Here is a 12,478-nt window from a genome sequence, read left to right on the forward strand (position 1 = left end):
GACGCTTGATGTCGGCAAAATTGGTCATATAATAAGTCGCGAAACCTACGACGAGTACAAAAATGTCGAATGAAAAATCACGCGACGCATTAGGCGAAGCGGCAATTCCTCAAAGAAATAATCCTGCAGTAGATGTAAGTTCTGGTTCTCCATTAGACATGGTTCTATGGGTTATCGCCTTGATTTTATTGGTTGGTGCAATGATGGTAAACCAATATTTACCAGCATACTGGGCCCCTGCGAATGATATTTGGGTGCGTGTTGGGGTGATTTTGGCTTGTATCGTTGCAGCATTCGGTTTATTATACGCCACCCATCAAGGCAAAGGCTTTATTCGTCTGCTGAAAGATGCACGAATCGAGCTCCGTCGAGTGACCTGGCCTACCAAGCAAGAGACTGTGTCCACATCTTGGCAAGTTCTTGTTGTAGTCGTAATTACCTCCATTGTTTTATGGTGTTTCGATTATATTTTAGGCTGGTTAATCAAGTTTATTATCGGGTAAGAGAGCTATGAAACGTTGGTACATTATTCATGCCTATTCAGGTTATGAAAAACAAGTAATGCGTTCGCTTAATGATCGAATCCAGCGTAGCGCTGTTGCCGATAGCTTTGGTGAAGTCCTGGTTCCTACCGAAGAAGTGGTAGAAATGAAGGATGGCAAGAAACGTAAATCAGAGCGCAAGTTCTTTCCTGGCTATGTTCTAGTCGAAATGGAAATGAATGACGACACTTGGCACATTGTTAAAGAATGTCCGAAAGTTTTAGGCTTTATTGGTGGTACGGCGGAAAAACCGGCGCCAATTACGCAAAAAGAAGCTGATGCGATTCTTGCGCGTGTACGCAATACTGGTGAAGCACCTCGTCCTAAGACGATGTTTGAACCAGGCGAAGAATTACTCGTAGTTGACGGTCCATTCACGGACTTTAAAGGTGTGGTGGAAGAAGTTCAGTACGAAAAGTCACGTTTAACGCTGACCATTAATGTATTTAACCGTCCAACTCAAGTTGAACTGGAATTTCGTCAAGTCGAAAAATCAGTTTAATTGGTTTGGGTTGAAAACGCCTGATTTGCGTGCAAATCAGGCATTGTTGTTGTAACGGTATCGTTACTTGAAATCATTGGGGAGCCTTCACCGGCGTTTGCACCCAGAGGTAATTTGAAATGGCTAAGAAGATTGACGGCTATATCAAGCTGCAAGTTCCAGCTGGTAAAGCGAATCCATCTCCACCGATTGGTCCTGCACTAGGTCAACGTGGTGTGAACATCATGGCATTCTGTAAAGAATTCAATGCTGCGACACAAAAAGTTGAAGCTGGTCTACCAATTCCAGTCGTGATCACTGTGTACAACGACAAGTCGTTCACATTCATCATGAAAACTCCACCTGCTGCTGTTCTTCTTAAGAAAGCTGCTGGTATCCAGAAGGGTTCAGCTGTACCTAACAAAACTAAAGTTGGTAAGTTGACTCGTGCTCAAATCGAAGAAATCGCGACTACTAAAGAACCAGATTTGACTGGTGCTGATTTAGACGCACGTGTACGTACCATTGCTGGTTCTGCGCGTTCTATGGGCTTGGAAGTGGAGCTTTAAGACATGGCTAAATTAACTAAACGTCAAAAAGCGATCGTAGCTGCTGTAGAAGCGCACAAAGTTTACACGCTAGAAGAAGCTGTTGCAGTTTTAGAGAGCCTTCCAGCTCCTAAATTCAAAGAATCTTTGGATATCGCGGTAAACCTAGGTGTTGATCCTCGTAAATCTGACCAAGTTGTTCGTGGCGCGACTACACTTCCTGCAGGTACGGGTAAAACTGTACGTGTAGCTGTATTCGCTCAAGGCGCTGCTGCTGAAGCTGCTAAAGCTGAAGGCGCAGACGTTGTTGGTTTCGATGATCTTGCTGAAAGCATCCAAGCGGGTAACCTTGACTTTGACGTTGTAATTGCTGCTCCAGATGCAATGCGCGTTGTAGGTAAACTTGGTACGATCCTTGGTCCACGTGGCTTAATGCCAAACCCTAAAGTGGGTACGGTAACTCCTGACGTAGCAACTGCAGTTAAAAATGCAAAAGCTGGTCAAGCACGTTACCGCGTAGACAAGGCGGGTATTATCCACGCTGCGATCGGTCAAGTAGGTTTCACTGCTGAAGCTGTTCGTTCAAACGTTGAAGCACTCGTTGCTGACTTGAAACGTTTAAAGCCTGCGACTTCTAAAGGCGTATACATTCAAAAGATCACTTTGAGCTCAACTATGGGTCCTGGTTTGATCGTTGATGTAGCAAACGTTTCTAAATAAGTCTCGACTTATACAGAATTTTAAAGCCCTGAGTAAGTTTTAAAGCAGTGCTTTAAAACTTACGCAAGAAACGCTCCGTCGTATTTTGCAAACTTAGGCAAACTTTGAATTGATAAATGAAAATTTATCAGCGTCAAAGACCGCGGGCGAGGGGAGTTTTATGCTTCGCTCTTAATCGTCCAGCCTGCGTAGACGCGGTGGTGTGATTTGTTCATCCTCCGCGTGTTAGTCCAGTGATGGATTAACGAATTGGGAGTGTACTTCGCGTAAGTACATAAATCACCGTTAGGAGGTTTTACAATGGCTCTTCTTATCGAAGGCAAAAAACAGATCGTAGCTGAAGTAACTGAAGTTGCTTCTACTGCATTTGCCGCTGTTGTTGCTGACTATCAAGGTTTAACTGTTGAGCAATTAACTGCTCTTCGCGTTGAAGCTCGTAAACTAGGTGTTCACACACGTATCGTGCGTAACACTTTGGCTAAACGCGCTCTTCAAGATACTCAATTCAATATCTTGAACGACAACCTTGTTGGCCCAACAATCTTAGCTTTCTCGACTTCTGAAGACGACATGGGTGCTGCTGCACGTTTGTTCGAAGAATTCGCTAAAACTAATAAAGCATTTGAACTTAAAGCTGCTGCATTTGATGGCAAACTTTATCAAGGCGAAGAAGTTAGCGTTATCGCGAATCTTCCGAACCAAGAAAAAGCGCTTACTATGCTTGCAAACGTTCTTCAAGCTCCTATTTCGAAATTGGGCCGCTTACTTACAGCGCTTCAAGAGAAAAACGAGTCAGAAGCTGCTTAAGCTCAAACTTACACACACATCATTCAATACCCATTTGGAGTTAATCTCATGGCTTTAACAAACGAAGAAATCCTAAACGCAGTTGCTGAAAAAACTGTTCTTGAACTTGTTGAACTTATTTCTGCTTTCGAAGAGAAATTCAACGTTTCTGCTGCTGCTGTAGCTGTTGCTGCTGGTCCTGCTGCTGCTGCTGCTGAAGAGCAATCTGAATTCAATGTTGAATTGACTTCTTTTGGCGCAAACAAAGTTGCTGTAATTAAAGCAGTTCGTGAAGCAACTGGCCTTGGCTTGAAAGAAGCTAAAGACATGGTTGAAAGCGCTCCTACAGTTCTTAAAGAAGGCGTTTCTAAAGAAGAAGGCGAAGAACTTAAGAAGAAACTTGAAGAAGCTGGTGCTACAGTTACTCTTAAGTAATAGCTTAAGGGAGCCGGTTTTTTTATAATCAGCTCCAAAAATTGGCTGATGGCTCTTGGGTCATCAGCCTTTTTGCGTTACAATAATCGGCTCGATTTTTGTTTGCATGATATAAAAATCATACAAATTAAAAATAAACATAATGAACAAACGTTTACCAATATTTTTCAGTAAAAAAATATTGATAAGCGTTTTAATACCACTAAAAATTGCAGCATTTGTAAAGAGTGGTGGCCATATCGGCCAGCGTAATTCCTTCTGAGCCCGTTCTGCAGGCGGGCTTGGTTTACACTTTCCGAGGACTCCAGATGGCATACTCATATACCGAAAAGAAACGGATCCGTAAGAATTTTGGTAAATTGCCTAGCGTTATGGATGCTCCGTACCTGCTCGCGATTCAAGTCGACTCGTACAGAACGTTCTTACAAGATGGCAAATCACCAAAAAACCGTGAAGATATCGGTCTCCAAGCCGCATTTCGTTCAGTTTTTCCTATAGAAAGTTATTCTGGCAATGCTGCTTTAGAATTTGTTGAGTATAGTCTTGGTAAGCCTGAGTTTGATGTACGCGAATGTATTCTTCGTGGCTCAACTTATGCAGCACCAATGCGTGTAAAAATTCGTTTGATCCTGAAAGATCGTGAAACGAAGTCAATTAAAGACGTACGTGAACAAGAAGTCTATATGGGCGAGATGCCATTGATGACGGATAACGGTACCTTTGTAATTAATGGTACCGAGCGTGTAATCGTATCTCAATTACACCGTTCACCAGGCGTATTCTTTGACCACGATAAAGGTAAGACTCACTCAAGTGGTAAAGTCCTTTATTCAGCGCGTATCATTCCTTACCGTGGTTCATGGTTAGATTTTGAATTCGATGCCAAAGACCTGGTCTATGTACGTATTGACCGTCGTCGTAAATTACTTGCGACTGTGGTGCTGCGTGCGCTGGGTTATAGCAGCGAAAACATTCTCAACATGTTCTACGAGAAAGTCCCTGTGTATCTTGACATGGGTAGCTATCAAATTGACTTGGTGCCGGAACGTCTGCGTGGCGAAATGGCACAATTTGACATCTTGGATAAAGATGGCAAGGCAATCGTTGAGCAAGGTAAACGTATTAACGCGCGTCATGTACGTCAGATGGAAGCTTCAGGTCTTGAAAAACTTGCAGTGCCTGATGAGTATTTGTATGAGCGTATCACGGCTGAAGACATCGCATTAAAAGATGGCGACGTGATTGCTGCAAATACCGTATTGAGCCATGAAGTCATGGTGAAAATTGCAGAAGGCGGCGTGAAGCAGTTTAATGTTCTGTTCACCAATGATATCGACCGTGGTTCATTCGTTGCAGATTCTCTACGTGCAGATACTACGACCACTCGTGAAGAAGCATTAGTAGAAATCTACAAAGTCATGCGTCCGGGCGAGCCACCAACCAAAGAAGCAGCTGAGAACCTGTTCAACAACCTGTTCTTCTCTTCTGAGCGTTATGACTTGTCTCCAGTCGGTCGTATGAAGTTCAACCGTCGTTTGGGTCGTCCTTACGAAGTGGGTACAGACCAGAAGTCGCGTGAAGTTGAAGGTATTCTCTCGAACGAAGATATCACTGATGTATTGAAAACATTAGTTGAAATCCGTAACGGTAAAGGTGAAGTCGACGATATCGATCACTTGGGTAACCGTCGTGTTCGTTCTGTGGGCGAAATGACAGAGAACCAATTCCGTGTCGGTCTGGTTCGTGTAGAACGTGCTGTTAAAGAACGTTTATCTCAAGCTGAAACAGATAACCTGTCTCCGCAAGATCTAATCAATGCGAAGCCTGTTGCTGCTGCAATCAAAGAATTCTTTGGTTCAAGCCAGTTGTCTCAGTTCATGGATCAAAACAACCCGTTGTCTGAAATCACGCACAAGCGTCGTGTATCAGCACTTGGTCCCGGTGGTTTGACGCGTGAACGTGCGGGCTTTGAAGTACGTGACGTACATCAAACGCATTACGGTCGTGTATGTCCAATTGAAACGCCGGAAGGTCCAAACATTGGTTTGATCAACTCGCTTTCTGTATATGCTAAAGCGAACAACTTCGGTTTCTTGGAAACGCCTTACCGTAAAGTAGTTGATGGCCGTGTAACCATGGACATTGAATACCTGTCTGCGATTGAAGAAGTGGGTACTGTGATTGCACAGGCCGATTCTGCAGTAGATGCTGATGGTAATTTATTAGAAGAAGTTGTATCTGTACGTCACCAAGGTGACTTCGTACGCATGCCGCCGGAAAAAGTAACGCATATGGATGTATCTGCTCAGCAGGTTGTATCTGTGGCTGCGTCACTGATTCCGTTCCTTGAACACGATGATGCCAACCGTGCATTGATGGGTTCAAACATGCAACGTCAGGCTGTTCCTACGTTAATCGCTGACAAACCACTCGTAGGTACGGGTATGGAAGCGAACGTAGCACATGACTCTGGTGTATGTGTGATCGCTCAGCGTGGTGGTCGTATCGAGTTTGTTGATGCATCTCGTGTAGTCATTCGTGTGAACGAAGAAGAGATGATCGCAGGTGAGGCAGGTGTAGATATCTATAACCTGATCAAATACACCCGTTCAAACCAAAACACCTGTATCAACCAGAAAGTTCTGGTGAACCTGGGTGATAAAGTGGGTCGTGGTGACGTATTAGCTGATGGTCCATCGACTGATGGCGGTGAGCTAGCGCTTGGTCAAAACATGCGCGTCGCATTCATGACCTGGAACGGTTACAACTACGAAGACTCGATCTTACTTTCAGAGCGTGTACTTCAAGAAGACCGTTTAACCTCGATTCATATCCAGGAATTGTCATGTGTCGCACGTGATACTAAGCTTGGTGCTGAAGAAATCACGGCCGATATCCCGAATGTGGGTGAAGCAGCGCTTTCTAAACTTGATGAATCAGGTATTGTTTACATCGGTGCTGAAGTAACAGCAGGTGATATTCTTGTTGGTAAAGTGACGCCTAAAGGTGAAACGCAGCTAACGCCGGAAGAAAAATTGCTTCGTGCAATCTTCGGTGAAAAAGCAGCTGACGTTAAAGATTCATCTTTACGCGTTCCATCTGGTACCAAAGGTACTGTGATTGATGTTCAAGTGTTTACACGTGATGGTCTTGAAAAAGACGAACGTGCTCAAGCAATTGAAAAAGCTCAGCTTGATGCTTACCGTAAAGACTTGAAAGAAGAGTTCAAGATCTTTGAAGAAGCAGCACGTGAACGTGTAATTCGTTTGTTGAACGGTCAAGAGTCGAATGGTGGCGGTACCACTAAACGTGGCGACAAACTGTCTGAAGACGTGTTGTCTGGTTTAGAGCTTGTTGATCTTCTTGAAATTCAACCGGTTGATGAAGCAATCGCTGAACGTCTAACGCAAATTCAAGTGTTCTTGAAAGAGAAGAGCTTCGAAATTGACGAGAAATTTGCTGAGAAAAAACGCAAACTTTCTACAGGCGATGAGCTGACCACTGGCGTATTGAAAGTAGTTAAAGTTTATCTTGCGGTAAAACGTCGCATCCAGCCGGGTGATAAGATGGCCGGTCGTCACGGTAACAAGGGTGTTGTATCAAACATCTTGCCGGTAGAAGACATGCCACACGATGCCAATGGTGTACCTGTTGATATCGTACTGAACCCGCTGGGCGTACCATCGCGTATGAACGTGGGTCAGATTCTTGAAACTCACTTGGGTATGGCTGCCAAAGGTCTTGGCGATCAAATCGACAAGATGATGAAAGAACAGCGTACTGTACTTGAGCTTCGTGATTTCCTGGACAAGATTTATAACAAAGTTGGTGGCGAGCAAGAAGATCTTGACAGCTTGACTGATGAAGAAATCTTGAAACTTTCTGGTAACTTGCGTGCTGGTGTGCCTTTGGCAACACCTGTATTCGATGGTGCTGAAGAAGGTCAGATCAAAGAATTGTTACAACTTGCAGGTCTATCAAGTACTGGTCAGACAGTATTATATGATGGTCGTACTGGTGAGCGTTTCGACCGTCCAGTAACTGTAGGTTATATGTACATGCTGAAACTGAACCACTTAGTTGATGACAAGATGCATGCGCGTTCAACTGGTTCTTATTCTCTAGTCACGCAACAGCCGCTGGGTGGTAAAGCACAATTCGGTGGTCAGCGTTTCGGTGAGATGGAAGTCTGGGCACTAGAAGCTTACGGTGCAGCATATACGCTACAAGAAATGCTGACTGTGAAATCGGATGACGTTGAAGGCCGTACCCGTATCTACAAGAATATTGTAGATGGTAACCATTATATGGACCCGGGTATGCCTGAATCGTTCAACGTATTGACCAAAGAGATCCGTTCTTTAGGTATCAACATTGAACTGAAAAATGGTGACTAATTAGTTCCATTGAATCTCCCTTGCGAAGCAGTGCTTCTCACCTCTTTAAGAAAGAGGGGAAAGTCCCTCTTTATAAAGGGGGATTTAGGGGGATTCTTGGGATTCCCAATTCAGTTGAAAACAATATTTGTGACCCAGTCGAGAAGTGAAAATCTCCTCGACACACGGAGAAAAAAATTGAAAGACTTGCTCGATATCATGCGCAAAAAGACGGATTCAGACGGTCATGCTCCTGTAGAGTTTGACCGCATCCGTATTGGTCTTGCGTCACCAGAAATGATTAAGTCATGGTCTCACGGTGAAGTTAAAAAGCCAGAAACCATTAACTATCGTACGTTCAAACCTGAACGTGATGGTTTATTCTGTGCCAAAATCTTTGGTCCAGTAAAAGATTACGAATGCTTGTGTGGTAAATACAAGCGTATGAAATACAAAGGCGTCATTTGTGAAAAATGTGGCGTTGAAGTAACAACTGCGAAAGTTCGTCGTGAACGTATGGGTCACATCGAGCTAGCTTCTCCAGTTGCACACATCTGGTTCTTGAAATCATTGCCGAGCCGTATCGGTCTATTATTAGACATGACGCTACGTGATATCGAACGCGTATTGTATTTCGAATCTTATGTGGTTACCGATCCTGGTATGACACCATTTGAGAAATACCAGCTTCTGAACGATGAAGAATACTTCAATGCGTTGGAAGAACACGGTGATGAATTCACAGCGAAAATGGGTGCTGAAGCGGTTCAAGACTTGTTGAAAGACATCGATCTTGAAGCTGAAATTGCGCGTCTTCGTGAAGAAATTCCTGTGACAACTTCAGAAACCAAGCTGAAAAAAGCCTCTAAGCGTTTGAAGTTGATGGAAGCATTCAACGATTCGAACAACAAGCCAGAATGGATGGTGTTGACTGTACTTCCAGTTCTGCCACCAGACCTTCGTCCGTTGGTACCACTTGAAGGTGGTCGTTTCGCGACTTCTGACTTGAACGATCTTTACCGTCGTGTGATTAACCGTAACAACCGTTTGAAGCGTCTTCTTGACCTTGCAGCGCCAGACATCATCGTACGTAACGAAAAACGTATGTTGCAAGAGTCTGTCGATGCATTGTTAGATAACGGTCGTCGTGGTCGTGCAATTACCGGTTCAAACAAGCGTCCGCTTAAATCTTTGGCAGATATGATCAAAGGTAAGCAAGGTCGTTTCCGTCAGAACTTATTGGGTAAACGTGTCGATTACTCAGGTCGTTCGGTCATTACCGTTGGTCCAAACCTGCGTTTGCACCAATGTGGTCTTCCGAAGAAAATGGCACTTGAACTGTTCAAGCCATTCATTTTCGCGAAACTACAAGCATCTGGTCAAGCAACCACCATTAAAGCTGCGAAGAAAATGGTTGAGCGCGAGACGCCAGAAGTTTGGGACGTTCTTGCTCACGTGATCCGTCAACATCCAGTGATGTTGAACCGTGCGCCAACACTTCACCGTCTAGGTCTTCAAGCATTTGAACCGATCCTGATTGAAGGTAAGGCGATCCGTCTACACCCGCTCGTGTGTGCTGCGTTTAACGCCGACTTCGATGGTGACCAAATGGCGGTACACGTACCATTAACACTTGAAGCGCAGTTAGAAGCGCGTGCGTTAATGATGTCGACCAACAACATCTTGTCTCCAGCGAACGGTGAGCCAATCATCGTGCCGTCTCAGGACGTTGTCTTGGGCTTGTATTACATCACGCGTGATGCAATCAATGCCAAAGGTGAGGGCATGGTGTTCGCGGATACTCACGAAGTAAACCGTGCACTGGCAACAGGTCAGGTTGATCTACACGCTCGCGTTAAAGCACGTGTACACCAGACTGTCATCGATGAAGATGGCAACCGTGAACATCAAACCATTATTGTAGATACCACACCTGGTCGCTGCCTACTTTGGGAAGTTGTGCCTGAAGGTATGGATTTCCAGCAAATTAACGTTGAGATGACCAAGAAAAACATCTCTAAGTTAATTAACTCTTGCTACCGTAAATTGGGTCTGAAAGATACTGTTATCTTCGCTGACCAATTGATGTACCTAGGCTTCCGTCAGGCGACGCGTTCAGGTGTATCTGTCGGTATGGAAGACATGGTTATTCCACCGCAAAAACAAGTCATTATTGGTAAAGCGGAAGCTGAAGTTCGTGAAATCGAACAACAGTTCGAACAAGGTTTCGTAACTGCCGGCGAACGTTATAACAAAGTGGTCGATATTTGGGCGCGTACCAATGACCAGGTTGCTAAAGCGATGATGGACAACTTGTCTTTCACGACTGTTAAAAACAAACAGGGTGAAGACGAGAAGCAAAAATCATTCAACTCGATCTACATGATGTCTGACTCGGGTGCCCGTGGTTCGGCAGCTCAGATTCGTCAGTTGGCGGGTATGCGTGGTTTGATGGCGAAGCCGGATGGCTCGATCATTGAGACCCCAATTAAAGCGAACTTCCGTGAAGGTTTGACTGTACTCCAGTACTTCATCTCGACACACGGTGCGCGTAAAGGTTTGGCCGATACAGCACTGAAAACTGCGAACTCTGGTTACTTGACGCGTCGTCTGGTAGACGTTGCGCAGGACTTGGTGATTACCGAGCCAGATTGTGGCACCTTCGACGGTCTAGTAATGACACCATTCATTCAAGGTGGTGATGTTATCGAGAACTTGGGTGCACGAGTATTGGGTCGTGTGGTTGCTGAAGATGTGAAACGTGTCGGTACAGACGAAGTTCTGCTTCCACGTAATACTTTAATTGACGAGAAACTGGCGACGTTTATCGAAAGCCAAGGTGTCGACGAAATTAAAGTACGTTCGGTTGTAAACTGTGCGTCTACTTTCGGTGTATGTGCGAAATGTTACGGCCGTGACTTGGCGCGTGGTCATCAGGTGAACCCGGGTGAGTCTGTTGGTGTCATGGCAGCTCAATCAATTGGTGAACCAGGTACACAGTTAACTATGCGTACCTTCCACGTGGGTGGTGCTGCAAGCCGAACGTCTGCTGCAAACAGCGTACAAGTTCGTAACCAGGGTACAGTGCGTTTCCACAACGTGAAAACAGTACAACATGCCAAAGGTCACTTGGTATCGACTTCACGTTCAGGTGAGATCGGTATTGCGGATGATTTAGGTCGTGAGCGCGAGCGCTATAAACTGCCTTACGGTGCATCTATCTTGCTAAAAGATGGCGAAGCTGTAGAAGCAGGCGGTATCGTGGCGACTTGGGATCCGCATACACATCCATTGGTAACAGAAGTTGCAGGTAAAGTGCGTTTCAGCCAGATCGCTGATGGCGTGACCGTGACTTCGAAAACTGATGATGCAACAGGTATGTCAACCATCGAAATCTTGCCAGTGACTTCACGTCCTGCGTCAGGTAAAGATTTGCGTCCTGCTGTAGTGTTAGACACAGTTGAAGGCACTGAACAGTTCTACTTCTTGCCACAAAACACCATTCTTTCTGTCCGTGATGGCGAAACGATTGGTGTCGGTGACGTTATTGGTCGTGTACCACAAGAATCTTCACGTACCCGTGATATTACCGGTGGTCTACCGCGTGTAGCTGACTTGTTCGAAGCACGTAAGCCGAAAGAGCATGCAATCCTTGCAGAAGTATCGGGTGTTGTGAGCTTCGGTAAAGAAACCAAAGGTAAGAACCGTCTGGTGATTACACCGGATGATGGCTCTGAGATTTACGAAGAGCTGATTCCGAAATGGCGTACCATTAACGTGTTCGAAGGCGAACATGTGAACCGTGGTGAAACCATTTCTGACGGCCCACAGAACCCGCATGACATTTTACGTCTGAAAGGTGAAGTGGCGCTGACCAACTACATCGTGAACGAAGTTCAGGACGTATACCGTCTGCAAGGTGTAAAAATCAACGACAAGCACATTGAAGTCATCGTACGTCAAATGCTGCGTAAAGTGGATATCACTGATGGTGGCGATACCAGCTTCATCAAAGGCGAACAAGTGGATTACATCCGTGTTGTACAAGAAAACCAAGCAGTTCTTGCACAAAACAAGTTCCCTGCGAAGTTTGAACGTCTGTTGATGGGTATTACCAAAGCGTCGCTTTCGACTGACTCGTTCATCTCTGCTGCATCGTTCCAGGAAACAACTCGTGTGTTAACTGAAGCGGCTGTAACAGGTAAAGAAGATGACTTACGCGGTCTGAAAGAAAACGTGGTTGTAGGTCGTCTGATCCCAGCGGGTACAGGTTTGGCTTACCATCTCGAGCGTCGTCGTCAAGAAGCAGAAGCTGCAGAATTTGAACTGCACAATGACTTCTCTGATGTTGATCAAGCTTTAAGTCAGGCATTTAACGAAGAATTCTAATTCAAGTTAAAGCTAAAAAAGAGGCGCCTTCGGGCGTCTTTTTTTGTCTTAAATACATAAAAATTAAAAGCTAATTAAAGGCTAAACAGCGGAATAATCCATTGATACTTACAAAACTCAGCAGGAATACCGAGAGAAGTAACACGCTCCATGTTTTAGTTTTATAAAATGAAGATAAGCTAAATTAAAGTATGAAAAGGA

The 12,478-nt window shown here is 44.8% G+C and carries 9 protein-coding genes; 8 read left to right on the plus strand and 1 reads right to left on the minus strand.

From position 1 onward, the window contains the following. Nucleotides 1-62: 62 nt before the first annotated feature. From secE to rplL, 6 genes are all read left to right on the plus strand, one after another. Nucleotides 63-503, plus strand: a complete 441-nt coding sequence (gene secE / locus FTU87_RS03970) for a preprotein translocase subunit SecE (protein WP_005095267.1) — start codon at nucleotides 63-65, stop codon at nucleotides 501-503. Between the two features lie 7 nt (nucleotides 504-510). Beyond that, nucleotides 511-1,044, plus strand: a complete 534-nt coding sequence (nusG, locus tag FTU87_RS03975) for a transcription termination/antitermination protein NusG (RefSeq protein WP_004278615.1) — start codon at nucleotides 511-513, stop codon at nucleotides 1,042-1,044. Nucleotides 1,045-1,163: 119 nt separating this feature from the next. Then, a complete protein-coding gene (gene rplK, locus FTU87_RS03980; protein ID WP_004278614.1) occupies nucleotides 1,164-1,592 on the plus strand; it encodes a 50S ribosomal protein L11 in 429 nt (142 codons plus the stop codon). Nucleotides 1,593-1,595: 3 nt separating this feature from the next. Further along, entirely contained in the window at nucleotides 1,596-2,291 is a 696-nt protein-coding gene (rplA, locus tag FTU87_RS03985) for a 50S ribosomal protein L1 (RefSeq protein WP_005095271.1), read from the plus strand. Between the two features lie 300 nt (nucleotides 2,292-2,591). Then, nucleotides 2,592-3,098: a 50S ribosomal protein L10 gene (gene rplJ / locus FTU87_RS03990; protein WP_005095272.1), complete on the plus strand. Its 507-nt coding sequence runs from the start codon at nucleotides 2,592-2,594 to the stop codon at nucleotides 3,096-3,098. Between the two features lie 48 nt (nucleotides 3,099-3,146). Next, nucleotides 3,147-3,512 carry a 50S ribosomal protein L7/L12 gene (gene rplL / locus FTU87_RS03995; RefSeq protein ID WP_005095274.1) on the plus strand — a complete coding sequence of 122 codons (366 nt, stop codon included), beginning with the start codon at nucleotides 3,147-3,149 and terminating at the stop codon, nucleotides 3,510-3,512. A 63-nt stretch (nucleotides 3,513-3,575) separates the two neighbouring features. On the opposite strand, the gene FTU87_RS04000 is transcribed toward rplL, so the two are convergent. Continuing rightward, nucleotides 3,576-3,827: a hypothetical protein gene (locus FTU87_RS04000; RefSeq protein WP_034608820.1), complete on the minus strand. Its 252-nt coding sequence runs from the start codon at nucleotides 3,825-3,827 to the stop codon at nucleotides 3,576-3,578. On the opposite strand from FTU87_RS04000, the gene rpoB reads away from it, so the two are divergent. Together rpoB and rpoC are read left to right on the plus strand one after the other, a co-directional pair. Continuing rightward, the gene (rpoB, locus tag FTU87_RS04005) at nucleotides 3,821-7,909 is read left to right on the plus strand and encodes a DNA-directed RNA polymerase subunit beta (RefSeq protein WP_100329329.1); all 4,089 of its coding nucleotides are present in this window, start codon (nucleotides 3,821-3,823) and stop codon (nucleotides 7,907-7,909) included. The two genes, FTU87_RS04000 and rpoB, sit on opposite strands and share 7 nt — an antisense overlap. A gap of 177 nt (nucleotides 7,910-8,086) precedes the next feature. Next, a complete protein-coding gene (gene rpoC / locus FTU87_RS04010) occupies nucleotides 8,087-12,277 on the plus strand; it encodes a DNA-directed RNA polymerase subunit beta' (protein WP_005173031.1) in 4,191 nt (1,396 codons plus the stop codon). Nucleotides 12,278-12,478: the final 201 nt, after the last annotated feature.

Source organism: Acinetobacter sp. YH12156 (assembly GCF_013418235.1).
Taxonomy (GTDB): domain Bacteria; phylum Pseudomonadota; class Gammaproteobacteria; order Pseudomonadales; family Moraxellaceae; genus Acinetobacter; species Acinetobacter pseudolwoffii.